This is a genomic window from Marinimicrobium sp. C6131 (assembly GCF_026153455.1).
Classification (GTDB): domain Bacteria; phylum Pseudomonadota; class Gammaproteobacteria; order Pseudomonadales; family Cellvibrionaceae; genus Marinimicrobium.
On sequence record NZ_CP110629.1, the window covers coordinates 820,955 to 845,719 of the forward strand.

General features: G+C 59.7%; 24 protein-coding genes and 1 riboswitch. Of the genes, 19 read left to right on the forward strand and 5 right to left on the reverse strand.

Translation table 11 applies throughout. From position 1 onward, the window contains the following. Positions 1–2: 2 nt before the first annotated feature. The 4 genes from OOT55_RS03485 to OOT55_RS03500 all read left to right on the forward strand — a co-directional run bounded on the left by OOT55_RS03485 (position 3) and on the right by OOT55_RS03500 (position 4,356). Positions 3–704 (forward strand): YfgM family protein, encoded by a 702-nt coding sequence (locus tag OOT55_RS03485; RefSeq protein ID WP_265367769.1) that lies wholly within the window; start codon positions 3–5, stop codon positions 702–704. Then, on the forward strand, positions 701–1,846 hold the full coding sequence (gene bamB / locus OOT55_RS03490; protein WP_265367770.1) for an outer membrane protein assembly factor BamB: 1,146 nt from the start codon (positions 701–703) through the stop codon (positions 1,844–1,846). Before OOT55_RS03485 ends, bamB begins: the two co-directional genes overlap by 4 nt. A 134-nt stretch (positions 1,847–1,980) precedes the next feature. Further along, positions 1,981–3,429, forward strand: coding sequence for a ribosome biogenesis GTPase Der (gene der, locus OOT55_RS03495; RefSeq protein ID WP_265367771.1), 1,449 nt, complete (start codon positions 1,981–1,983; stop codon positions 3,427–3,429). Positions 3,430–3,462: 33 nt separating this feature from the next. Beyond that, on the forward strand, positions 3,463–4,356 hold the full coding sequence (locus OOT55_RS03500) for an AEC family transporter (protein WP_265367772.1): 894 nt from the start codon (positions 3,463–3,465) through the stop codon (positions 4,354–4,356). 53 nt (positions 4,357–4,409) lie between these two features. On the opposite strand, the gene OOT55_RS03505 is transcribed toward OOT55_RS03500, so the two are convergent. From OOT55_RS03505 to xseA, 4 genes are all read right to left on the reverse strand, one after another. Further along, positions 4,410–5,201, reverse strand: a complete 792-nt coding sequence (locus OOT55_RS03505) for a thiazole synthase (protein WP_265368780.1) — start codon at positions 5,199–5,201, stop codon at positions 4,410–4,412. A gap of 2 nt (positions 5,202–5,203) precedes the next feature. Further along, positions 5,204–5,407 (reverse strand): sulfur carrier protein ThiS, encoded by a 204-nt coding sequence (gene thiS, locus OOT55_RS03510; RefSeq protein ID WP_265367773.1) that lies wholly within the window; start codon positions 5,405–5,407, stop codon positions 5,204–5,206. Then, a complete protein-coding gene (gene thiO / locus OOT55_RS03515) occupies positions 5,373–6,506 on the reverse strand; it encodes a glycine oxidase ThiO (RefSeq protein WP_265367774.1) in 1,134 nt (377 codons plus the stop codon). Before thiO ends, thiS begins: the two co-directional genes overlap by 35 nt. A 67-nt stretch (positions 6,507–6,573) precedes the next feature. After that, positions 6,574–6,679, reverse strand: a riboswitch (TPP riboswitch). A gap of 128 nt (positions 6,680–6,807) precedes the next feature. Next, entirely contained in the window at positions 6,808–8,151 is a 1,344-nt protein-coding gene (xseA, locus tag OOT55_RS03520; protein ID WP_265367775.1) for an exodeoxyribonuclease VII large subunit, read from the reverse strand. A 143-nt stretch (positions 8,152–8,294) separates the two neighbouring features. Here xseA and guaB point away from each other — a divergent pair, with 143 nt between their 5' ends. The 7 genes from guaB (at position 8,295) to OOT55_RS03555 (ending at position 16,504) form a co-directional block, all read left to right on the forward strand. Further along, positions 8,295–9,767: an IMP dehydrogenase gene (gene guaB / locus OOT55_RS03525; RefSeq protein WP_265367776.1), complete on the forward strand. Its 1,473-nt coding sequence runs from the start codon at positions 8,295–8,297 to the stop codon at positions 9,765–9,767. Positions 9,768–9,989: 222 nt separating this feature from the next. Beyond that, the gene (gene guaA, locus OOT55_RS03530) at positions 9,990–11,567 is read left to right on the forward strand and encodes a glutamine-hydrolyzing GMP synthase (protein ID WP_265367777.1); all 1,578 of its coding nucleotides are present in this window, start codon (positions 9,990–9,992) and stop codon (positions 11,565–11,567) included. 47 nt (positions 11,568–11,614) lie between these two features. Then, complete coding sequence (locus OOT55_RS03535) at positions 11,615–12,331, forward strand: YebC/PmpR family DNA-binding transcriptional regulator (protein ID WP_265367778.1); 717 nt, start codon at positions 11,615–11,617, stop codon at positions 12,329–12,331. Positions 12,332–12,435: 104 nt separating this feature from the next. Beyond that, positions 12,436–12,798: an FHA domain-containing protein gene (locus tag OOT55_RS03540; RefSeq protein ID WP_265367779.1), complete on the forward strand. Its 363-nt coding sequence runs from the start codon at positions 12,436–12,438 to the stop codon at positions 12,796–12,798. 21 nt (positions 12,799–12,819) lie between these two features. Beyond that, positions 12,820–14,490, forward strand: a complete 1,671-nt coding sequence (locus OOT55_RS03545) for a serine/threonine-protein kinase (RefSeq protein ID WP_265367780.1) — start codon at positions 12,820–12,822, stop codon at positions 14,488–14,490. Positions 14,491–14,515: 25 nt separating this feature from the next. Continuing rightward, positions 14,516–14,869 carry an FHA domain-containing protein gene (locus OOT55_RS03550; RefSeq protein ID WP_265367781.1) on the forward strand — a complete coding sequence of 118 codons (354 nt, stop codon included), beginning with the start codon at positions 14,516–14,518 and terminating at the stop codon, positions 14,867–14,869. A gap of 228 nt (positions 14,870–15,097) precedes the next feature. Next, positions 15,098–16,504, forward strand: a complete 1,407-nt coding sequence (locus tag OOT55_RS03555) for a family 43 glycosylhydrolase (protein ID WP_265367782.1) — start codon at positions 15,098–15,100, stop codon at positions 16,502–16,504. A gap of 221 nt (positions 16,505–16,725) precedes the next feature. Here the strand turns inward: OOT55_RS03555 and OOT55_RS03560 are convergent, their stop codons facing one another. Next, positions 16,726–17,187: an EVE domain-containing protein gene (locus OOT55_RS03560; protein ID WP_265367783.1), complete on the reverse strand. Its 462-nt coding sequence runs from the start codon at positions 17,185–17,187 to the stop codon at positions 16,726–16,728. A gap of 129 nt (positions 17,188–17,316) precedes the next feature. Here OOT55_RS03560 and thrS point away from each other — a divergent pair, with 129 nt between their 5' ends. The 8 genes from thrS to OOT55_RS03600 all read left to right on the forward strand — a co-directional run bounded on the left by thrS (position 17,317) and on the right by OOT55_RS03600 (position 24,698). Then, entirely contained in the window at positions 17,317–19,245 is a 1,929-nt protein-coding gene (gene thrS, locus OOT55_RS03565; RefSeq protein WP_265367784.1) for a threonine--tRNA ligase, read from the forward strand. After that, positions 19,211–19,858 (forward strand): translation initiation factor IF-3, encoded by a 648-nt coding sequence (infC, locus tag OOT55_RS03570; RefSeq protein ID WP_265367785.1) that lies wholly within the window; start codon positions 19,211–19,213, stop codon positions 19,856–19,858. The genes thrS and infC overlap by 35 nt, the downstream gene beginning before the upstream one ends. A 61-nt stretch (positions 19,859–19,919) precedes the next feature. Further along, positions 19,920–20,117 carry a 50S ribosomal protein L35 gene (gene rpmI / locus OOT55_RS03575; RefSeq protein WP_027329098.1) on the forward strand — a complete coding sequence of 66 codons (198 nt, stop codon included), beginning with the start codon at positions 19,920–19,922 and terminating at the stop codon, positions 20,115–20,117. A gap of 35 nt (positions 20,118–20,152) precedes the next feature. After that, complete coding sequence (gene rplT, locus OOT55_RS03580) at positions 20,153–20,512, forward strand: 50S ribosomal protein L20 (protein ID WP_265367786.1); 360 nt, start codon at positions 20,153–20,155, stop codon at positions 20,510–20,512. Between the two features lie 120 nt (positions 20,513–20,632). Continuing rightward, positions 20,633–21,646 (forward strand): phenylalanine--tRNA ligase subunit alpha, encoded by a 1,014-nt coding sequence (pheS, locus tag OOT55_RS03585; RefSeq protein ID WP_265367787.1) that lies wholly within the window; start codon positions 20,633–20,635, stop codon positions 21,644–21,646. A gap of 10 nt (positions 21,647–21,656) precedes the next feature. Beyond that, complete coding sequence (gene pheT / locus OOT55_RS03590) at positions 21,657–24,038, forward strand: phenylalanine--tRNA ligase subunit beta (protein ID WP_265367788.1); 2,382 nt, start codon at positions 21,657–21,659, stop codon at positions 24,036–24,038. A gap of 11 nt (positions 24,039–24,049) precedes the next feature. Next, positions 24,050–24,358, forward strand: coding sequence for an integration host factor subunit alpha (gene ihfA, locus OOT55_RS03595; RefSeq protein ID WP_024459887.1), 309 nt, complete (start codon positions 24,050–24,052; stop codon positions 24,356–24,358). Next, a complete protein-coding gene (locus OOT55_RS03600; protein WP_024459888.1) occupies positions 24,339–24,698 on the forward strand; it encodes a MerR family transcriptional regulator in 360 nt (119 codons plus the stop codon). Before ihfA ends, OOT55_RS03600 begins: the two co-directional genes overlap by 20 nt. Positions 24,699–24,765: the final 67 nt, after the last annotated feature.

Sequence of the window (24,765 nt, forward strand, 5' to 3'; positions counted from 1 at the left end):
ACGTGAGCGATCATCTGACCGAAGAAGAACAGCTGGAGGCCCTGAAGCGCTGGTGGAAGGAAAACGGCAAGTGGATTGTGGCTGCAGTCGTGGTTGCGGTGGGCGGCTATTTTGGCTGGACCACCTACCAGGATCGGCAGCAGGCCGAGGCCGAGGCGGGGTCCGCGATATATTCTGAACTGTTGGACACTTTGGCGGTCGAGGAAGGCAGCGCTGTTTCGGACGATGACCGTGCGCGGGCCACCGAGTTGGTTACGCAACTCAAAACCGAACACGCCAATAGTGCCTACGGCGCGAATGCTGCGCTGATTCGCGCCCGCTGGGCGGTGGACGAGAACGATCTGGAAACCGCGGAAGGTGAGTTGCGCTGGGTGCTGGAGCAGGAAACCTCTGAGGCCGTTCGGCAATTGGCCCGTCTGCGTCTGGCCCGGGTTCTCTCGGCTGGCGGACAGCTCGATGACGCCCTGGCGACGCTGGAGGCGGAATCACCGGCGGACAGTATTGCCGCGGAGTACGCGGAGGCCCGTGGGGACATCCTGAGCAAACAGGGCGACAATGAAGGGGCGGCCCAGGCGTATCAGAGCGCGCTGGATTCGCTCGACGCCCAGCAGCAGAATCGTGTTCTGCTGCTGCAGATGAAACTGGATAATGTGCAACCGGCTGCGGCGAGTGATGCGTCGGGCACCGAGGAGAATGCTTCATGAGGTTATGCGCACTGGCGCTTTGTGGTTTGCTGTTTTCCGGCTGTGCGCTGTTTTCGAAAGAAGACGGCACAGAGCCGGTGGAACTGGTGGATTTTGAACCCACGGCGGAGCTGGATATCGTCTGGCGCAGCGGTGTCGGTGCGGGCACCGACAAGGCCGTGGTCAAGTTGCAACCGGCGTTGGATGGTGATCGGATTTACGCCGCCGACGCCAAAGGTCGGGTGTTCGCCTTCAGCCGCGACAACGGCAAGCGTCTCTGGCGGCAGAAAACCGGCGATGCCATTACCGGCGGTGTAAGCAGCAATGCCGGACTGTTACTCTACGGCACGGGCAATGGCGAGGTGGTCGCCCTGTCGAATGAGGACGGTGAGGAGCTGTGGCGCACTGCCTTGAGCAGTGAGGTGATCTCCGTTCCCCAGACCAACGGCACTCTGGTGGCCGCCCAGACCATGGATGGCCGCCTGCATGCGCTGGACGCCAAGACCGGGGATGTCCAGTGGTTGTATGACAGTCCGCCGCCGGTGCTGACCCTGCGGGGCACCGCCTCGCCACTGATGACCGAATCGGCCGTCATCGCCGGCTTCTCGACCGGTAAGGTGATGGCCTTCAATCCGGACAATGGCCTTGTTCTGTGGGAGCGCCGCGTGGCTCTGCCACAAGGCCGTTCCGAAATCGAGCGCATGGTCGATATTGATGCCTCGCCGCTACTGCACGAGGGAGTGGTGTTTGCCGCGGCCTTCCAGGGCAATGTGACCGCTCTGGGGCGCAGCAATGGCCGGCCGGTGTGGAATCAGGAGGCCTCGACCCACAAGGATATGTCCGCCGAGGGCCGTACCTTGTATTTGTCTGAGGCCGACAGCGTGGTCAAGGCGTTCAGCACCGCAACGGGTGAGTTGCGCTGGCAGAACGACCAGTTACTCCGTCGACATATCAACGGCCCTCAGGTGATCGGTGATTACCTGGCGGTGGGTGATTATGACGGTTATCTGCACCTGCTCAAGCGCGATGACGGGTCTTTTGCCGCGCGCCGCCGGCTGGATCGCGGTGGGATATCCGGTACCATGGTCACCGACGGGGAGATCCTGTACGTGCAGACCGACGGTGGTCGTCTGGTCGCACTTGAGGCCCTGCCCCGGGACTGATCGTCCACTTGTGACCGTCTCGCCGCCGACCTCCCGCCGGGGTTCGGCGGCGTTCTCGTTTATGGCTGTATAAAAAGTCTCCAATCCGCTATCCTAGGCGCCTTTGCGTTCTACCGATCTTTGATGCCTCCATTATGATTCCAGTTATTGCCCTGGTGGGCCGCCCCAATGTGGGCAAATCCACGCTGTTCAACCGTCTGACCCAATCCCGGGATGCGCTGGTGGCGAACTACGCCGGTTTGACCCGTGACCGGAAATACGGGGAAGGGCAGGTTGAAGGCCGCCGCTTTATGGTGATTGATACCGGGGGTATCAGCGGTGAGGAAGAGGGCATCGACAGCGTGATGGCAGGCCAGTCCCTGCAGGCCATTCAGGAGGCGGACATCGTACTGTTCATTCTGGATGCGAGGGCCGGGCTGACGGCAGCAGATGAAATGATCGCCCGGCACCTTCGGGTACAGAACAAAAAGACCTACCTGGTCGCCAATAAAATTGACGGTGTGGATCCGGACGTGGCGCTGGCGCCGTTTTACGAACTGGGACTGGGCGAAATTTTCCCGACCACGGCCACCCATGGTCGGGGCGTCAAATCCATGATGTCCGATGTGGTGGCCGAGCTGCCGGTTGAGGAAGTCGTGCCCGCCCCAACCAATCAAGGCATCAAGATCGCCGTGGTGGGCCGGCCCAATGTGGGTAAATCCACACTGGTCAATCGGATGCTCGGTGAGGATCGGGTGGTGGTTTACGATCAGCCGGGTACTACCCGGGACAGCGTCTATATTCACTACGAGCGATTTGAAAAACACTACACCCTGATCGATACCGCCGGGGTTCGCCGGCGCAAGAACGTCTCGGAATCGGTGGAGAAGTTCTCGATCGTCAAAACCCTGCAGGCCATTGACGACGCCCATGTTGCCATCCTGGTGATGGACGCCAGTGAAGGCGTGGTGGATCAGGATCTGCACCTGATGGGCAATGTGCTCGATGCCGGACGGGGGCTGGTGATTGCCCTGAACAAGTGGGACGGCCTGGATGACGGCCACAAGCAATACGTACGCAATGAACTTGAGCGCCGGCTGCGCTTTGTGGACTTTGCCAAAATCCATTTTATTTCCGCATTGCACGGCACCGGGGTAGGGCACTTGTATGAATCCGTAGAGGGTGCCTACAAGTCCGCCACGGATAAATTTTCCACCAATTTCCTGACCCGCATCCTGCAGGATGCGGTGCGCGAGCATCAGCCCCCCATGGTGCAGGGGCGCCGTATCAAACTGCGCTACGCCCACCCCGGTGGTCACAATCCTCCCATTGTGGTGATTCACGGCAACCAGACCGAGGCGGTGCCCAGTCACTACGCGCGCTATCTGGAAAAGACCTTTCGTCAGGTTCTGAAGCTGGAGGGAACGCCGGTACGGATCGAATTCAAGTCCAGCGAAAACCCCTTCGCCGGTCGTCCCTCCAAGCCCAAAAATCAGGGTGGGCGAGGACCGGGTAACCGCGGTCCGGGCAGCAAAGGCGTGAAAGGCAAATCGCCTTCCGGCCCCGGAAAAGAGCGCAAGGCGCCGCGTGGCCGACGCTCTTGAAGCGCGGCGTGACGTCATTACCGGGGTAGACGAATGAGTAACCTGCTTCTGATTCTGGCGTGTCTGGGTATCGGTCTGCTATTGCAGCGATCGAGTCGGATGCCCCGGGACGCGGCCAGTGCGCTCAACCTCTACGTGTTGTACGTCGCGCTGCCGGCCATGATCCTCACTGAAATTCCCAAACTGACACTGGATCAACGGGCATTACTGCCCGTGATCAGCACCTGGGTCGTGATGGCCTCGACCGCCGCGCTGGTCTGGCTGACGGCGCGCGGGTTCGGGTGGTCCCGCTCGGTGACCGGCGCCTTGATGCTGGTGATCGTACTGGGCAATACCTCGTTCGTCGGTATCCCCCTGATTCAGGCACTGCTGCCACCTGAAGCATTACCCTACGCACTGCTCTACGATCAGACCGGCACGGTGATCGCTCTGAATACCTATGCGGTTATTGTTGCGGCCTGGTATAGCGGGCAGGATACCTCCTGGCGGAAAGTCAGCCGCACCATATTCACCTTTCCGCCGTTTGTGGTGCTACTGCTCGCGTTTGCGACGTTCCCGCTGGACTATCCGCACTGGTTTACCTACGCCACCGGCCGGATTGCTGAAAGCCTGGTGCCGGTGGTGATGGTGGCGGTCGGGCTGCAATGGCAACTGAAGCTGGACCGGGAGCATCTGCTCCCGCTGACCGTTGGCCTGGGGTACAAGCTGGTTTTGATTCCGGCGATCGTCTTCGCCGTGTTCGCCGTGCTGGATCTGCATTCTGTGGCGGCCAAAGCCGTTGCGTTGCAGACGGCCATGCCGGCGATGATTTCAGCGGGGGTGGTGGCCATGGCTCATGGCCTGGCGCCGAGGTTGGTGTCGACCATTGTCGGTTATGGTCTGTTGCTGTCGCTGGTGACGGTGCCGCTCTGGAGTCAGTTACTGTAGTGCGGTTGTTGTCGGCTTACGCGCGCTGCGCTAAGCCGACAACCCCCTTCCATTCACGCCTGATGCCAAAACGGCTGGCCAATGGTTGGTGTGCTGGGACTGGCCGTCTGGCGGCGGGTCATCAATCCGGCCTTGAAGGCTTTCCGGCCGGCATCAATGGCGTCGGCGAACGCTTCGGCCATCAAGGGCGGAGTGTGGGCTTTCGCCACCGCAGTATTCAACAGAACGCCATCAAAACCCATTTCCATCGCCTCGGCGGCTTGAGACGGGGCGCCCAAACCGGCATCAATGATCAGCGGCGTGTCCGGCAAACGTTCGCGCAGGGTCCTCAGGTTGTAGCGGTTGAGCAGTCCCTGACCGGTGCCGATGGGCGACCCCCAGGGCATCAGGACCTCGCACCCCACAGCGAGAAGGCGCTGACCGAGAATCAGATCATCGGTGCAGTAGGGCAACACCTTGAAGCCTTTGCGAATCAGCTGTTCCGCGGCATCGACGAGCCCAAACGGATCCGGCTGAAGGTTGTAATCATCGCCGATGACTTCCAATTTGACCCAGTCGGTGTTGAACATTTCCCGGCTCATCTCCGCCAGGGTGACCGCCTCTTTGGCCGTTTTGCAGCCGGCGGTGTTGGGCAACAGCCGACAGCCGCTGCGCTGAATCATTCGCCAGAACGCATCGCCACTGCCGTCGGCGGGATTCTGTCGGCGCAGCCCCAGAGTGACAATTTCACAGCGACCGGCATGGATGGCATCGAGCATGCTCTGTGGCGAAGGGTACAGGGCCGTGCCCAGCAGAAACCGGCTGTCAAACGACTCACCGTACAGATTCAGCGTATCCGTTTGCATCATTAACCCCCTCCCACCGGTTGAACGATATCGATCTGATCACCGGTCTGCAGTAACACCTGCGGGTACCAGGCGCGGGGTACAAACTCACCGTTGATGGCAATCGCCACCGGCTGGTCGGCATACTGCCATTGTTGCAGTGCCTTGTTCAGGGGGGTGTCGGCGGGCAATTTAACCCGCTCGTTGTTGAGGCTGACTTCTATCATCAGAGGTTTTCCGCGAGCAATGCATTAATAAAGAGTGTGCGAATTCGGTGTCGGCGCTACCTTCGGTCATGGCCACCACCTGGTCAACCACGGCGGGCGCCAACAGGTAGCCGTGCCGGAACAGGCCGTTGACCCGTAACAGACGGTCTTCGCTGGTAATCCGTGGATTATTGTCCGGCAGGGCGGGACGCAGATTGACCGACTGCTCCACGATACGCGCTTCGGAAAAAGCCGGCGCCAGGGTGTAAAGGGCGCTGCTCAGTTCCAGAGACGATTGCAGCGACATGGGAGAGCGATCTTCGCTTTCAATTTGCGTGGCGCCGATCACAAAGTGGTGATCGGGCTTAGGGACGACGTAGAGCTGGTAACGTGGGTGCATCAATCGGATCGGCCGGCTCAACGTCAGGTCCCGGGTCTGCACCTGAAGTATTTCACCACGTACGCCGCGCAGTTCCGGGAAACCGGACTTGGCGCCCATGCCCCGACAGTCGATCACCTGGTCGAAACGGCGGGGGCCGGATGGTGTGTGTATCAGGCCGGACTCCAGCTCCACCTCGCAGTCAAACACACAGTGACCGCCCAGTTCCCGCAGGGCGTCGCCGAGCGCAGCGAACAGGGCGCGGTTATCCAGATGTCCTTCGTTTTCCAGCAGCAGCCCGCGCTGGAACTGATCGCTCAGATCCGGCTCCAGCGCTCGGATGGCCGGGCGGGTCAACCACTGGTAGCCGTGAGTGTCGCCGGTGGCGTGGTGCAGGTCCCGGTAGAACTGGGTCAGTTCAGTGTCGTCCTGAGGGTGGGCCACCACCAGACTGCCATTGAATTGCCACAGGGGCCGGCGGTTCGAGGCCAGCTGTTTGACCCAGTGTGGCCACTGGCGCAGCGCGTATCGGCCCATCTCGTAGACAGACCGGTCCGAGACGACCGCTTCGCTGAGCGGGGCCACCATGCCGGCGGCGGTCCAGGCGGCCGCCTGGGTGCCGTTTTCCGGGCCGCGATCAAACAGCACGACGCTGTGCCCCTGGCGGAGTAACCGCCAGGCGATCAGCCGCCCGAGCAGGCCGGCACCGGCAATACCGATGGACTGTTTTGCATGACTCATAAGACCTCAAACACAAGGGTATAGCGTGTGAGATCAGGAGCTTGAAGCAGGGGGAAGGGGCCAGACAGGGCCAGGCTCGCTTGTTTCCTCCGCAGGCATCAACCTGATCAGGTTCAACGGGTTTCGGTGTGACCGATCTCAGCCCCTAATGCAGGGCACCCCGACAAGTTCGTATTTATAGTAACCAGGGCGAAGACCAGAATCAACGGTCATGGTGAACCGCCGTGGTATCCATAGTCCGCGTAGGGCGGATCGGTCCGACGCTGCGGAGGCCCAAGGCCGCATCCGCCGTAAAAAACCTTTACTCCTCCACCCGACTGAGAATCTCCCCGGCTGCCACCCGGGTCCGAATCCGTTCACCGGGCTTCACCTGCGCGGCATCCCGAATCACCTCGCCGGCGTCGTTGTGCACAATGGCATAACCGCGCTCCAGCGTGTTCAGCGGACTCACGCCGTGCAGCAGCCGCCCGGCTTCGCTCAGGCGCTGGCGCTGCTGCTTCAAGGTCTGTTGCATCTGTCGGTTCAGCCGCTGGCGTAGCTGGTCGATACGGGTTTGCCATTGGTGAAGTTGCGGCTCCGGCCGCTGTGCCTTCTGGCGGGCGGCAAGGTTGTCCAACCGCTGCCGGGCCTGAATCAGTCGCTGTTGCATGGCACGACGCAAACGCAATTCCAGGTTGTCCAGGCGCTGGCTCTGTTGCTGCAGGCGTTCCCCGGGGTGGCGCAGACGTTTGCTCAGGTGCTGGAGGTGGTGTTGTTCGGCCTGCAGGCGGTGACGCATCAACTGGGTCAGACGCTGTGTGTAACCCCGAAAGCGGGCGAGCCATTCGCTGGCGTCGGGAACAACCAATTCAGCGGCGGCGGACGGGGTGGGCGCTCGCAAGTCGGCGACAAAGTCGGCGATGGTGACATCCACTTCGTGACCCACGGCACTGACCACGGGGATGTCGCTAGCGGCGATGGCGCGCGCCACGATCTCCTCGTTGAAGGGCCAAAGGTCTTCCAGGGAGCCGCCACCCCGGCCCAGAATCAGCACATCAAACAGCCCCGACCGGTTGGCCAGCGACAGGGCCTCAACAATCGCGGGCGCCGCGTCTTTGCCCTGAACCGGTACCGGTACCAGCGTCACCGGAATACTCGGAAAGCGGCGCTGCAACACGGTGAGAATGTCGCGCACCGCCGCGCCACTGCCGGAGGTGATCACGCCAATATGCCGGGGCAGGGCGGGAATGGGTCGCTTGCGGGCCGGATCAAACAGGCCTTCCTGGGCAAGCTTGTGTTTGAGGGCTTCAAAGGCACGCTGCAGGGCGCCGGCCCCGGCTTCTTCCATGTGCTCGGCGATCAGTTGGTAATCGCCACGGTTCTCGTACAGGCTGACCCGGGCCCGCAGCAGCACCTGTTGGCCTTGTTGGGGGTTAAAGCGCACCTGCTGGTTGCGCCCGCGAAACATGGCACAGCGCACCTGGGCCTGATCATCCTTGAGCGTGAAATACCAGTGGCCGGAGGAGGGGCGGGCGAAGTTGGAAATCTCCCCCTCGACCCAAATCAGGGGCAGGTGGGTTTCCAGCAACTGCTTGGCGCGCCGGTTCAGTTGGCTGACGGTGAAAATCGGCCGTTCGGAGGTCGTTGGGGAGTCGTTTTCAAACATCCCGGCATTATAACCAAACCGGGGCGGGCTATGACGAAAATGACTGGCGAAACAACGACTTTTAACCGGTGGTGGCAGTTTACCCACAGGCTTGTGAACGGTATAATTGACGGTTTACTTATCTCAGGATGAAGGTTGGCTGTATGTTGCGTATTGCTGAAGAAGCCCTCACGTTCGACGACGTTTTGCTCCTGCCGGGCTATTCAGACGTCACGCCCAAAGACGTCTCACTGAAAACCCGGCTGACCCGCGGCATTCAACTGAATATTCCGCTGATTTCCTCTGCCATGGATACCGTCACCGAAGCGCGCCTGGCCATTGCCATGGCCCAGGAAGGTGGCATCGGTATCATCCACAAAAGCATGAGCATCGAAAAGCAGGCCCAGGAAGTCCGCCTGGTCAAGAAGTTCGAGGCCGGCGTGGTCAAGGACCCGATTACCATCGACTCGAATGCCACCATCAGCGACCTGCTGGCCCTGACCCGGCAGAACAATTTCTCCGGCCTGCCGGTACTGGAAAACGGTGACCTGGTGGGTATTGTCACCGGTCGCGATGTGCGTTTTGAAACCAACCTGGAGGCGAAAGTCTCCAGCATCATGACGCCGAAAGACAAATTGGTGACGGTCAAAGAGGGCGCCAGCAACGATGAAGTACGCAGCCTGTTGCACAAGCACCGCATCGAAAAAGTCCTGGTGGTCAATGATGACTTCGAGCTGAAAGGCCTGATCACCGTCAAAGACATCAACAAGGCCGAAAAATACCCGAACGCCTGTAAAGACCCGGAAGGTCGCCTGCGCGTGGGTGCCAGCGTCGGCACCAGCCCGGACACCGACGATCGCGTCGCCGCCCTGGTTCAGGCCGGTGTGGACGTGATTGTGGTGGACACCGCCCACGGCCACTCCAGGAACGTCATCGAGCGGGTCCGCCGCATCAAAACCGACTACCCTGACCTGCAGGTGATCGGCGGCAACATCGCCACGGCGGACGCGGCCAAGGCCCTCGTTGAAGCCGGCGCTGATGCGGTCAAGGTCGGCATCGGCCCGGGCTCCATCTGTACCACCCGCATTGTCAGCGGCGTTGGCGTGCCGCAGATCAGCGCCATTGCCAACGTCGTGGCGGGCCTGAAAGACAGCGACATCCCCATCATCGCCGACGGCGGCGTCCGCTTCTCCGGCGATCTGGCCAAGGCCATCGTCGCCGGTGCACACACCGTCATGATGGGGTCCATGTTTGCCGGTACCGAAGAGGCTCCGGGTGAAGTCGAACTGTTCCAGGGTCGCACCTACAAAGCTTATCGTGGCATGGGCTCCCTGGGCGCCATGTCCCAGACCCAGGGCTCCAGCGACCGCTACTTCCAGGATGCCAGTGAAGGCGCCGAAAAACTCGTCCCGGAAGGCATCGAAGGCCGCGTGCCCTACAAAGGTCCCCTGAACGTCATCGTCCATCAGATGATGGGCGGCCTGCGCGCCGCCATGGGCTACACCGGCAGCCACAACATTGAGGAAATGCGCACCCAGCCACATTTCGTGCGCGTCACTTCCGCCGGTATGGGTGAAAGCCATGTCCATGACGTACAGATCACCAAAGAAGCCCCGAACTATCCGGTCGGGCGGTAATACCAGCACAACCATAACGCGGGGTTCTTACTGGTTAACTGGTGAATCTCGCACAGTCGGAAGGTTCGGTGAGGGGACCCCCCTTTCAAGACCGTAAGCGGAGGGACTCCGCGAGGCGAGCCCCCAGGGATGGGTTCACGGCGTGTCTTGAAAGGGGGGTCCCCTCAGCGGACCGGCTACGAAGCCCATCAAACGCAAGCACAACCAACCAGTAAGAGCCTCATGACCCAAGACATTCACGCTCAACGCATCCTCATCCTCGACTTCGGCTCCCAATACACCCAACTCATCGCCCGACGAGTGCGCGAAATCGGCGTCTTCTCCGAAATCCGCGCCTTCGACATGAGCAACGACGAAATCCGGGACTACAACCCCAACGGCATCATCCTCGCCGGCGGCCCGGAATCCGTCCATGCCGAAGGCAGCCCGAGGGCACCCCAGGCCGTCTTCGAACTCGGCGTCCCCGTACTCGGCATCTGCTACGGCATGCAGACCATGGCCGAACAACTGGGCGGCTCCGTGCAAGGCTCCAAAGTCCAGGAATTTGGCTACGCCCAAGTCAAAGTCCACGGCCAGACCAGACTTCTGCACGATATCAAAGACCACCTCGACCACAATGGCGACTCCCTGCTGGACGTCTGGATGAGCCACGGCGACAAAGTCATCAAACTGCCGCCGGACTTCGACATCATGGCCTCCACCCCAAGCTGTCCCATTGCCGGTATGGCCAACGAAGCCAAACAGTTTTACGGCGTTCAGTTCCACCCCGAAGTCACCCACACGCTTCAGGGCAAGCGCATTCTCGAGCACTTCGTGTTCGAACTCTGCGGCTGCGAAGCCCTCTGGACCCCGGCCAAAATTGTCGACGATGCCATCGAAAAAGTGCGCGAACAGGTCGGCAAGGACAAAGTACTTCTCGGACTGTCCGGCGGCGTGGACTCCTCGGTGGTGGCGGCCCTGCTGCACAAAGCCATTGGCGACCAGCTTACCTGCGTGTTTGTCGACAACGGCCTGCTGCGCAAGGAAGAGGGCGACCAGGTCATGGAAATGTTCGCCCGAAACATGGGCGTGAAAGTCATACGCGTGGACGCCGAAGACCAGTTCCTCGGCAAGCTCCAGGGCGTGGACGACCCGGAAGCCAAGCGCAAAATCATCGGCAACACCTTTATTGACGTGTTCGATGACGAAGCCACCAAACTCAAAGACGTCAACTGGCTGGCCCAGGGCACCATCTACCCGGACGTGATCGAATCCGCCGCCGCCAAAACCGGCAAGGCCCACGTGATCAAATCCCACCACAATGTGGGCGGGCTGCCGGAAACCATGAAAATGCAGTTAGTGGAACCGCTGCGCGAACTGTTCAAAGACGAAGTGCGCAAAATCGGTCTGGAGCTCGGCCTGCCTTACGACATGGTCTATCGTCACCCCTTCCCGGGACCGGGCCTGGGCGTGCGGATTCTGGGCGAAGTCAAAAAAGAGTACGCCGATATTCTGCGCGAAGCCGATGCCATCTTTATCGAAGAGTTGCACAATGCCGACTGGTACCACAAAACCAGCCAGGCCTTTGCGGTATTCCTGCCGGTCAAATCGGTCGGCGTCGTCGGTGACGCGCGTCGCTACGAGTGGGTGATTGCTCTGCGCGCGGTGGAGACCATCGACTTCATGACCGCCCGTTGGGCGCACCTGCCTTACGAATTGTTGGAGAAAGTCTCCAACCGCATCATCAATGAAATTTCAGGTGTGTCCCGGGTGACTTACGATGTATCCAGTAAGCCACCCGCGACCATTGAGTGGGAGTAGGCCGTCCGTTGACGGCCAAGCATAATTAACGAACCCGGTATTCACCCATGGGCAGAGCCTACCAGAACCGCAAAGAATCCATGTCCAAAACCTCGGACATGAAATCCAAAATTTACAGCCGTTACAGCCGCGAGATTTATATGTGCGCCAAATCCGGCGGCACCGAGCCGACCGGCAATCTGGCGTTGGCGTCTCTGCTTGAACGGGCAAAGAAAGAGCAGGTGCCCGCTCATGTGATCGAGAAGGCGATCGCCAAGGCCGAGGGTGGCGGCGGAGAAGACTTTGCGGTGGCGCGTTATGAGGGTTTCGGACCGGGTAACACCATGGTCATTGTGGACTGCCTGACCGACAATCCGAACCGGACTTACGGCGATGTGCGCACCTGCTTCAATAAGGTCAAAGCCAAACTGGGTGCGTCGGGCGCGGTCAGTCATTTGTTCGATCACAGCGCGATTTTCCGCTTCACCGGGCCGGATGAGGACGCGGTGTTGGAGGCTCTGGCGGACGCCGATGTCGATGTCACCGACATCGAAGCCGAAGAGGGCGTCATTACGGTATTTGCCCCGCAGACCGAATACGCCAAAACCCGCAATGCACTGAAAGACGCTTTCGAAGGGATCGAGTTTGATGTCGAGGATGTGCAGTTTATCCCCCAGATGACCACCGAGATCGCGGGCGAAGACGTCGAGCAGTTCGAGAAAATGGTCGAACTGTTGAACTTTCTGGACGATGTTCAGCGCGTTTTCCACAATGCGGAGTATTGAAGCGCGGTAAACACGCTCAATCGGCAAGAGGAGAAAGGCGTCACATTCCTCTTTGGCTCCCTGTGCTACGCTTTCCGGATTCACCGGCACAGACAGGGGGCCCTATGCCGTACATTCACCATCAGCTCAACGGTGCCAGTGTCGGCTACTACGAGCTCAGCAACGAAACCCTGACCATCGGACGCAGCGCCGATAACCACCTGGTTGTGGATGATGCCACGGTCAGTGGCCATCACGCCGTCATCGAGGCCACGGCGAAAGGCTACCGCATCCGGGACCTGAACAGCACCAACGGTGTCTGGGTGAACGGTCAGCGGGTGCCCGAGGCGCCCTTGAGGGCTGAAGACAGCATTCGGGTCGGAACTCATGAGCTGCAATACGTTGAGCAGATTTCCGACGAACTGCAGCGCACCCTGAAGATCAAAAAAAGCTGGATTCCCGGCGTTTACTACACCGCGGAGCAATAATCCTTCTTCATGAGCGCTACCTTGACGGAACGACTGGCCGACGGACTGAGCCTGCGTGTGCTGGTTCTGTTGCTTGGCGGCTGGCTGATCCTGTTTCCGCAATCCCTGCCGTCGCCTTCCTGGCTTGATGCCATTGTGTTTGATGCCTCCCTGGCGCTGACCCCTGAGCGGGTTCGTTACACTCATTCGGTCTCCCCACCGTCGGCTGACAGATGGTATTTGATCTGGCCCGAGGTTACCGATCGCTGGGCAGAGCAGGGACTGTCCGGGCAATCCGGCGCGCTTCTCAATGGCGGTTACCGGACGCCCTGGTGGTTTTATCCGGCCTTCTCCGGGCTGATTCTGGCTTTGGTGGTTTATCTGCTCTGGTTGACCCCGGCCATGGGTCGGGTGACCGCGTTATTGATGACGGGGCTGCTAACGGTGGGGCTGGTTGCGGGGCAGATTGGTGCCCAGATCAGTCAGGGTCTGTATTTGCCGCTCGGGCTGGCGGTTCAGTATCTGTGGATCGGGCTGTTGCTGATAGGCGCTTATTGGCACCAGTGCCGCTGGTATCGCCAGGCGCAGTATCTGCGCCGTCAGTTGGGGATTGAGCGCTTTGAAAACGGCCACTGGAAAGAAGCGCTGACCGCGCTGAAAGCCTGCCCCACATCGGACTCTATCCTGGACCTGCTCTACGATCAGGGCAGAGAGCACGAGCGTCGCCAACGCCGCCAGGAGGCGCTGGCCTGTTACCGGGAGATCGCGGGGCGAAAGCCAATGTACCGCGACGTTCCGCGGCGGCTCGAGGTGCTGGAGACGCGGCCAGGGTCAGCCGCCGGCGCGTCAACCCTGGCGCAGACCCAGGTGCTGGAAGAGTTTGCCGTTCCTCAACAGTTGGGGCGCTACCAGATCGAGCGGGAGTTGGGACGCGGTGCGATGGGGATCGTCTATCTCGGGCGAGATCCCCATATCGCCCGGGAGGTGGCGATCAAAACGTTGAATGTTGCTCCATTCGATGCCGATGAACGGGAGAACCTTAAAAAACGGTTTTTCCGGGAGGCGGAAGCGGCGGGGCGGTTGCGTCATCCGAATATTGTGACGGTATACGACGTGGGGCAGGAGCATGAGCTGGCGTTTATTGCCATGGATTACGTACGGGGCGAACCGCTGAATGAGCGCACCGCCCAATCCCGGCAACTCCCCTTGGCCAAGGTCTATGAGCTGATGGCCACGGTCGCGGAGGCTTTGGCCTATGCCCACGAGCAGCAGGTGGTTCATCGGGATATCAAGCCGGGCAATATTCTCTACGACCCGGAAGAAAACCGCGTGGTCGTGACCGACTTCGGAATCGCCCGGGTGGCCAACAGTGCCCGGACCCAGACCGGCGAGATTATGGGGAGTCCGCTCTATATGTCCCCGGAGCAGCTCAGGGGCGCGCGGGTGGGGCCGGCGAGCGATATTTTCAGTCTGGGTGTGACCCTGTACCAATTGCTGACCGGTGCTCTGCCATTTCGTGGCGATACGATTGCGGAGCTGAGTTATCAGATCGTGCAGAGCCGCCATAAACCCCTGAGGGAGGTTCGCAAGGATCTGCCCCGCAGTGCCACTCGGATTGTGAACAAAGCGCTACAGAAAGAGCCGGAAAAACGCTATGCCAACGCTGCAGAAATGGCCAGGGCTTTGCGCACGGCTTTGGAGAAAGAATTTTAAAGACACTTTGAGAAGGTACCCAACAATGGCTTGGTTGATTCAACTCGTAGACGATGTCGCCGTTCACAAGTTTGAACTTGTGGGTGGTGAATTGACGCTGGGGCGTCACCCCGAGTGTGACGTGCTGATTGACGACAGCGCGGTCAGCGGTCGTCACGCCCGCATGAGCGTGAAGCCCAATCCGGATTTCCCGCAGTTTCGGGAGTATTACCTGGAGGATCTGGGCAGTACCAACGGCACTTTTGTGAATGATCAACGAGTGGCGCAGCGGTTGCGACTCCACCATAACGACAAGATCCGGCTGGCCTGGAATCAGTTCAAGTTCGTGAATAACGACGAGCAGGACCTGGAGCGCACCCGACATATGGTATCGAGCTGATTAAGAATATGGCACTGAGGGCCGGGGTGGGACCGACCTTTCAAGACCGTGGAGCCGGGGACCGGCGATTCGAGCCTACAGGGATGTATGTACGGCGTGTCTTGAAAGGTCGGTCCCACCCCGGCCCGGACTGCATCGCCAACCGCGAATCTGGATTTTCCTGCCTAAATTGTATTATGATATTCAAAATACCAATGATTTCATAACAACGGCAAGCAGGAGAACACCATGTCGACATCTTTCAAGCGCACTCTGGGCGCCACCCTGATGGGTCTCGCCGGTGCGGCGGGCGTACAGGCGGATAACCCCATCATCACCGAACGCTTCAGCGCGGACCCGGCCGCTCTGGTTCACGACGGTAAGGTCTACCTGTATGTGGGCCACGACGAGGCCACAGTGGATGGTGACTTCTTTGTCCTCAAGGAGTGGAACATCTACTCCTCCACCGACCTGGAAAACTGGACACTTGAGGGTGAGGTGCCCCGCACCATTTTCGAATGGGCCGATGGCGACTCCGCCTGGGCCTCCCAGGCGATTGAGCGCGACGGGAAGTTCTACTGGTACACCACAGTGCGTATGCCGGTGCCCGAGGAAGGCGACTGGCAGGGCGGCTACACCTTGGGGGTTGCCGTATCGGACGATCCGGTCACCGGCTGGAAAGATGCCCTGGGCAAACCGCTGATTGACCCCAACGACACCGAGCCGGCGCCTCATATGATCGAACACAGCCACAGCTGGGACGACATCGACCCGAGCGTCTTCATTGATCACGACGGCCAGGCCTACCTCTACTGGGGCAACTCCCACCTCTACTACGCCAAACTCAAAGACAACATGATCGAGTTCGATGGCGAAGTGCACAAAGTCGAATTCGACATGCCCGGCACTTTCACCGAAGCGCCCTGGGTGCACGAGAAAAATGGCAAATACTACCTGACCTACGCCATGAACTACCCCGAAGAACTGGCCTACGCCATGAGCGACAGCCCCGAAGGCCCCTGGGAATACAAAGGCCTGCTGATGGATGTGCTCGAAGACAGCGGCACCAGCCATCAGGCGATCCTGGAATACGAAGGTGAAGACTACTTCATCTACCACACCTCCGCGCTGCCCACCGGAGGCAACTTCCGCCGCTCCGTCTCCATGGAATTCCTGGAATACAACGCCGATGGCACCATCAAAAAACTGACCCCCACCGCCTCGGGCATCACCCACACCGCCCGGGCGCTGCAGAGCCACGCGAATACCGACGAATACGTCCGCTATGGCGACGGGGAAGAGACCACCGTCACCGAGTTGAACGCCCAAGACCACTGGAACTTCAAGTGGCACCTGGAACCCTTGGCAGAACAGGGCGGCAACACCGTCTCCTTCCAGCCGGAAACCCGTATGGGCTACTACCTGGTGGCGCAGGACGGCGACGTCGCCATTGTTGAGCACGACGGTACCGACGAATTTGCTCGTGCAGCTACCTTTGAACAGGTGAGTGGCCTGGCGGGGGAGGGTGCGTCCTTCCGGTCGCTGGAGAACCGGGCGCATTACCTGATGGTAAGTCGCGGTGAATTGACCTTGGGTCAGCCGGGCTCAGCCGCCGAGCGTAACGCGGCTACGTTTGAGGTTATGCCTACCGAATAAGGTTGTGTGGTGGATGACGCGCTACGCGCTTATCCGTCCTACGCAACCATGTTCGAACATGTTGCCTTGGATAAATGTGGCACTTAGGTCCGGGGTGGGGTGAACCTATCCAAGACACGCCGTGAACCCATCCCTGGGGGCTCGCATCGCGGGTCCCCCGCTCCACGGTCTTGGATAGGTTCACCCCACCCCGGACCGCCCCTCTAAAAAACCACCAAACATCACGAAGCCATCTTCAGAATGTACTTCCATTCCTTCGCCGTTACCGGCTGAATCGACAAGCGGCCCTGCTTCAACAGCACCATCTCATTCAACGGCTCCTGCTGCTTGATCACCTTCAAGGGCACCACCTCATCAAACGCCGACTCAAACTGGATATCCACACAAAACCAGCGCGGAGCCTCCCCCGACGCCTTCGGATCAAAATAATCACTCTTCGGATCAAACTGCGCCGGATCCGGATAGGCCGCCTTCACCACCCTGGCCGTGCCCGCCACACCCGGCACCTTGCATTGACTGTGGTAAATCAGAACGCCATCACCGACAGCCACCTCATCGCGCAGAAAATTACGCGCCTGATAATTGCGAATCCCGTTCCAGCGGCCAACGCCCGCCTTCTCCCGCCGCAAATCGTCAATGCCATACTCATCCGGCTCGGATTTAAACAACCAGTAATTTGCCATGCCGCTTACTACCTCTCTATAATGTCCGGTTTACGCCGTTCCGGCCCGCTCCCCATCCTGGAGCCGCCCGCCGGAGTCAAAACGCACGTGGCCTTTGGTAGGGGTCACCACTGACATCAAGGATACACCATGCCTGTTATTACACTGCCCGACGGTTCCAAACGCGAATTCTCCCAGCCAGTCACTTTGATGCAAGTCGCCGAAGACATTGGCCCCGGTCTGGCCAAAGCCACCGTGTGCGGCCGCATCAACGGCAAACTGGTTGACGCCTGCGAGCTCATTGAAAATGACGCCGAGGTCACCCTGATTACCGGCCGCGACCCGGAAGGGCTGGAAGTCATCCGTCACTCTTTTGCTCACCTGGTGGGCCATGCCGTCAAACAGTTGATCCCCGAAGCCAAAATGGCCATCGGTCCGGTGATTGAAGACGGCTTCTACTACGACATCGACGCGCCGCATCCCATTACCACCGACGATATGGAAGCCATCGAGAAGCGCGTTCAGGAGTTGATCAAGAAAGATTACGACGTCATCAAAAAAATGACCCCCATCGAACAGGCCCGCGAGCTGTTCATGGAGCGGGGCGAAGACTTCAAAGTCGAGCTGATTGATGACCTGATCGCCGCCGGCGAAAAGGCGGTGGGCCTCTATCATCACGAAGAATACGTCGACATGTGCCGTGGTCCCCATGTGCCCAATACCCGGGTCATGCGCTACTTCAAGCTGATGCGGGTCTCCGGCGCCTACTGGCGGGGCGACTCCAGCAACAAACAGTTGCAGCGTATCTACGGCACCGCCTGGAATGACAAGAAGGCGCTCAAAGCCTATATCCAGCGTCTGGAAGAGGCGGAAAAGCGGGACCACCGCAAGCTGGCCAAAAAACACAACCTGTTCCACACCCAGGAAGAGGCGCCGGGCATGGTGTTCTGGCATCCCAAGGGCTGGACCATCTACAAGACCCTGGAAAACTACATGCGCGACATGCAGCATCGCCATGATTACCAGGAAATCCGCACCCCGCAGGTGGTGGATATGACCCTGTGGCAGAAATCCGGCCACGCGGACAAGTTCGGTGACGGCATGTTCACCCTCAAGTCCGAAGATCGGGATTTTGCCGTCAAGCCGATGAACTGCCCCTGTCACGTGCAGGTGTTCAACCAGGGCCTGAAGAGCTACCGGGATCTGCCCCTGCGTCTGGCCGAGTTCGGCTCCTGTCACCGCAATGAGCCCTCCGGCTCCCTGCACGGCATCATGCGGGTGCGCGGCTTTACCCAGGACGACGCCCACATTTTCTGTACCGAGAGCCAGATTCAGCCGGAAGTGGCCGATTTCATCGACTTCCTGCACGAGGTGTACCGGGATTTCGGCTTTGACGAGATCATCTACCGTCTGTCCACCCGCCCGGAAGAACGGGTCGGTAGCGACGAGAGCTGGGACAAGGCCGAGCAGGCCCTGGCCGAGGCGCTGAACGCCAAAGGCCTGGACTGGGAAGAGCTGCCGGGGGAGGGCGCCTTCTACGGGCCCAAGATCGAATTCTCCCTGAAAGACTGCATTGGTCGGGTCTGGCAGTTGGGCACCATTCAGGTGGATTTCTCCATGCCGGGTCGCCTGGATGCCCAATATGTGGCCGAAGATGGCTCCCGCCAGGTGCCGGTCATGTTGCACCGGGCCATTTTGGGCTCTTTCGAGCGTTTTATCGGTATTCTGATCGAACATTACGAGGGGATTTTCCCCGCCTGGCTGGCGCCAGAGCAGGCGGTGGTGATGAATATTACCGACAATCAGGCCGAATATGCCCAAAAAGTGGAAAAAACCTTGCGAAATAAAGGGTTTAGGGTCATTTCGGACTTGAGAAACGAGAAGATCGGCTTTAAAATCCGCGAGCACACCCTTCAGCGGATTCCCTATTTGCTCGTGATCGGCGACAAGGAGATGGAATCCGGGGCTCTCGCCGTGCGCACGCGCGGGGGCGAAGACTTGGGGGTAATGAGCGTGGAAGACTTCGCCGAACGCCTGGCGGCCGATGTGGCCCAGCGCGGACGGAGTCAGTCCCGGTAACGGCAGGGCTCAGGCCCGCACGTTGCGAACGGACGGGCCAGCTCAGATTTTCAACAAACAGGAGATAACAGCTATCAAACGACCAGCGCCTAAAGGCAAGTCCAAAAAAGCTCGGATTAACGATCAAATTGAAGCCAGCGAGGTGCGCCTGATCGGCCCCAATGGCGACCAAATCGGTGTTGTACCCTTGGCCGACGCGCTCGAGGCGGCACAATCCGCGGACCTGGATCTGGTGGAAATATCGCCCGATAGCGACCCCATCGTCTGTAAGGTGATGGATTACGGGAAGCACCTGTTTGAGATCAAGAAAACCAAGGCGGCTGCCAAGAAGAAACAGAAGCAGCAGCAGATCAAAGAAATGAAATTCCGTCCAGGGACGGAGGAAGGGGACTACGAGGTCAAACTACGCAACCTCGTACGTTTCCTGGAGAACGGGGACAAGGCCAAAGTAACCTTACGGTTCCGCGGCCGGGAAATGGCTCACCAGGAACTCGGCATGGAAGTTATGCATCGTGTCGAAAAGGACCTGGAAGAGCTGGGCACCGTTGAGCAAAAGCCGAAGATGGAAGGCCGGCAGCTCACTATGGTGATCGCCCCGAAAAAGAAGAAGTAGCTGGGCTTTTTAGCTGCCTGAGTTACTGTTTATTTACCTATGAATGCGGAGTTTTAATCCCATGGCAACAAAAGCTAAAGTACACAGTGGCGCCGCCAAGCGCTTCAAGAAGACCGCGGCTGGTTTTAAGCACAAGCACGCTTTCAAAAGCCACATCCTCACCAAAATGACCACCAAGCGCAAGCGTCAGCTGCGTGGCACCAGCGTTCTGAACGCTGCTGATGTCCCGGCCGTCAAGCGCATGTTGCGTTCCAACTGATCGGTTGCAACCGGAAATTTTTTGAGGAGTAAACAATGGCTCGAGTAAAACGTGGTGTGGAAGCACGCCGTCGTCACAAGAAAGTTCTTAAGGCTGCAAAAGGTTATTATGGAGCCCGTTCACGGGTATTCCGCGTAGCCAAGCAAGCGGTTATCAAGGCCGGTCAGTACGCTTATCGCGACCGTCGCAACAAGAAGCGTAACTTCCGTCAGCTGTGGATCGCGCGTATCAACGCCCAGTCCCGCGCTGAAGGCATGACCTACAGCCAACTGATCGCCGGCTTGAAAAAAGCCAATATCGTTCTCGACCGTCGCGTACTGGCCGATCTGGCCGTTCACGACAAAGCGGCGTTTGCCGTCGTTGTTGCACAGGCTAAATCAGCTCTGGCTGCTTAATCGTCAACAACGTCTGACACGGTAACGTGTCTGAATGAGCGCGATAAAAGGAGGGGCTGGTAGCAGTCCCTCCTTTTTTTATTTTTAGACGACCGTGAACAACTTTTTTGGGTTTGACTGATGGAAAATCTCAATGCGCTGACCGAAGCGGCGCTCAAGCAGGTACAAGAAGCCGATGACCTGGCCAGCCTGGACAAAGTCCGGGTCGAGTATCTGGGCAAGAAAGGCAGTATCAGCGCCCAGATGAAAAGCCTGGGACAGCTGTCCGCCGAGGAGCGGCCCGCCGCCGGGGCGAAAATCAACGAAGCCAAGAATCAGGTTCAGGACGCGCTGAATGAGCGCAAAGCGGCCCTGGAAAAAGCGGCCATTGACGCCCAACTCGCCGCCGAGACTCTGGATGTGACCCTGCCGGGCCGCGCCAACCAGACCGGTGGATTGCACCCGGTCACCCGCACGCTTGAGCGAATCGAAGCCATTTTCGCCGCGGTGGGTTATACCGTGGAAGAAGGCCCGGAAATCGAAGACGATTACCACAACTTCGAAGCTCTGAATATTCCGTCCCATCACCCTGCGCGGGCGATGCACGACACCTTTTACGTGGACGACACCCACGTACTGCGCACCCACACCTCGCCGGTACAGGTGCGCACCATGGAAAACCGGAAGCCGCCCATTCGCATCATCTGCCCGGGGCGGGTGTACCGCTGCGACTCGGATCTGACCCATACCCCCATGTTCCACCAGATCGAAGGTCTGGTGGTGGACAAGGGCATCAGCTTTGCCGACCTGAAAGGCACGGTAGACGAATTTCTGAAAGCCTTCTTTGAGGCCGACGTGCCCGTGCGTTTCCGGCCGTCCTACTTCCCCTTTACCGAACCTTCCGCCGAGGTGGATATTCAATGCACCCAGTGCCAGGGCAAGGGTTGCCGCGTGTGCAAGCAGTCCGGCTGGCTGGAAGTGATGGGTTGCGGCATGGTTCATCCGGAAGTCTTCAAAGCCAGCGGCGTGGACCCGGATACCTACACCGGCTTCGCTTTCGGCATGGGGGTCGAGCGCCTCGCCATGCTCCGCTACGGCGTGAACGATCTGCGCCTGTTCTTCGAAAACGACCTGCGTTTCCTGAAACAGTTTTAAGAGTCCGATTATGAAAGTAAGTGAATCCTGGTTGCGGGAGTGGGTAAACCCGGCCATCACCACCGATGAACTGGCCGCTCAGATCACCATGGCGGGCCTGGAAGTCGATGCCGTTGATCCGGTCGCGGGTGAGTTCAGCGGCGTGGTGGTCGGCGAGATCGTCTCGGTCGAACAGCACCCGGACGCGGACAAACTGCGCGTGTGTAAAGTGGCGGGCGAGGGCGATGAACTCCGGCAGGTGGTGTGCGGTGCACCCAACGCCCGTGAAGGCATCAAGGTGCCGTTCGCGACCGTCGGCGCCACGCTCCCCGGTGACTTCAAGATCAAGAAAGCCAAGCTGCGCGGCGTGGAATCCTTCGGCATGCTCTGCGCCCAGACCGAACTGGAAGCCGGCGATGATGACGACGGCCTGTGGGAGCTGCCCGTCGATGCGCCCACCGGCACCGACCTGCGCGAGTATCTGGGCCTGAACGACCAGATTATCGAAGTCGACCTGACCCCAAACCGCAGTGACTGCCTGAGCATCAAAGGTATTGCCCGGGAAGTCGGGGTGCTCAATCGTGTGCCGGTCAATGAACCCGAGATCGTTCCGGTCAAACCGGTCAACGACGAGACCCGACCGGTCACCCTGAGCGCGCCGGAAGGCTGCAGCCGCTATGTCGGTCGCGTGGTCCGGAACATTGATATCAGCCGCCCCAGCCCCCTGTGGCTGCAGGAGAAGCTGCGCCGGGCCGGTCTGCGCAGCATCGACGCGGTAGTGGATGTCACCAACTACGTACTGCTCGAGCTGGGCCAACCCATGCATGCGTTCGACCTTGCCAAACTCAGTGGCGGTATCGACGTGCGCCTGGCCAAGCCGGATGAAAAGCTTGTACTGCTGGACGATCAGGAAGTCACCCTGACCGAAGGCACACTGGTGATTGCCGACCAGGAAAAGCCCCTGGCCATGGCGGGCATCATGGGCGGTCGCGACAGCGCGGTCGGCCCCGAAACCCGGGACATCTTCCTGGAAAGCGCCTTTTTCAATCCCATCGCCATTGCCGGTAAAGCCCGCAGCTATGGCCTGCATACCGATTCTTCCCACCGCTTTGAGCGCGGCGTGGACTATCAGCTGCAAGAACAGGCCATGGAACGCGCCACCGAGCTGCTGCTGAGTGTGGTGGGCGGTGAGCCCGGCCCCCTGGTCAAAGCCTGGGATGAAAACCACCTGCCGGGCGATCGCACCGTCAGTCTGCGTCGCGAGCGTGTGACCAGCGGCCTGGGTCTGGAATTGCCGGATGAAGACGTGGAAGCCATTCTGACCGGCCTGGGGCTGACCCTGACCGAACAGACCGATGCCGGCTGGACCTTCGCGGTGCCCAGCTACCGGTTCGATCTGGCCATCGAGGCAGACCTGCTCGAAGAGCTGGCCCGCATCTACGGCTACAACCGGCTGCCCACCCGCAGTCTGGCCGCGGCCCTGAGTATTCCGGCCCGCCCGGAAGGGCGCCTGTCTCTGGAGCGTATTCGCCGGGAACTGGTGGCGCGGGATTATCAGGAAGCGATTACCTACAGCTTTATCGAGCCCAAGCTGTCCAAGCAGTTTGCGCCGGATATCGAGCCCGTCGCTCTGCGCAACCCCATCAGCGCCGATATGGCGGTCATGCGCCCGACCCTGCTGCCCGGGTTGGTCTCCACCCTCCAGCACAACCTGAACCGCCAGCAGGAGCGTGTGCGCCTGTTTGAGAGCGGGCAGCGGTTTGTTCCCGGTGCGGACGGCAAACTGAGCCAGGAGCCCATGCTGGCCGGTCTGATTTATGGCAGTCGTCAGCCCGAGGGTTGGGCCAATGTCAAAGAACCCGTGGACTTCTACGACCTCAAAGGCGACCTGGAAGCCGTACTGGCGCTTACCGGGGCCGGTGATGAGTTCCGCATGGCACCCGGTGCCCATCCGGCCCTGCACCCGGGCCAGTCCGCCGCCATTTACCGGGGTGAGACCCAGGTCGGCGTGATCGGCACCCTGCATCCGCAGCTGCAGCGCGGTCTGGACATCCCCGGAGCGGTGTTTGTGTTCGAACTGGCCCTGTCGGCGCTCAAGTCCGCCCGCAAGCCCGCCTTTGAGCCGCTGTCCCGTTTCCCAAGTGTCCGTCGGGACCTGGCGCTGCTGGTCGACCGGGGCGTGGCGGCCCAAAGCCTGTTCGATTGCGTCAAAAGCCACGCCGGTGAGCAATTGCGAGACTTAAAGGTCTTTGACGTGTATGTGGGCAAAGGTATTGATCCGCATAGAAAAAGTGTCGCTCTGGGCTTGACCTTTCAGGACGCTTCGCGCACTCTTAACGAGGAAGAGATCAACGCCTCTGTCGAGCGGGTAGTGGAACGCTTGAAAGAGGAGTTTGGTGCCACCCTCAGATAGGGATAAGAACTATGTCGGGCGGGGCTCTCACAAAAGCCGATCTAGCCGAAAAACTCTACGACGAGCTTGGCCTCAACAAGCGTGAGGCCAAAGAGCTCGTGGAGCTGTTTTTTGAGGAAATCCGGCGGTCACTGGAAAGCAACGAACAGGTAAAACTGTCCGGATTTGGTAACTTTGACCTGCGAGATAAAAGCCAGCGCCCGGGGCGCAATCCCAAAACCGGGGAAGAAATCCCCATCAGCGCCCGCCGGGTGGTCACCTTCAGACCAGGACAAAAACTCAAGGCCAAAGTAGAAGCCTATGCTGGAACCAAGCCATAACGACGAATTGCCGGTAATTCCGGGCAAGCGCTACTTCACCATTGGTGAGGTCAGCGAGCTTTGCGCCGTGAAACCTCACGTACTGCGCTATTGGGAGCAGGAATTCCCCCAGCTCAAGCCGGTCAAGCGTCGGGGTAACCGCCGGTACTATCAGCGCCAGGACGTGCTCACCATCCGCCAGATTCGGGCCCTGCTGTACGACCAGGGCTTCACCATCGGCGGCGCCCGCCAGCAGATGGAAGGGGAGACGGCCCAGCAGGACGCCAGCCAGTTCAGCCAACTCGTCGGCCAGATGATCGCCGAGCTGGAAGAAGTCCTGGAAGTGCTGAAAACCCGCTAAATCAGGCACTTGCAAAATCACGATTTTGCGGTATCATGCCCATCCCTGTGACGGACAGCCCCAACGG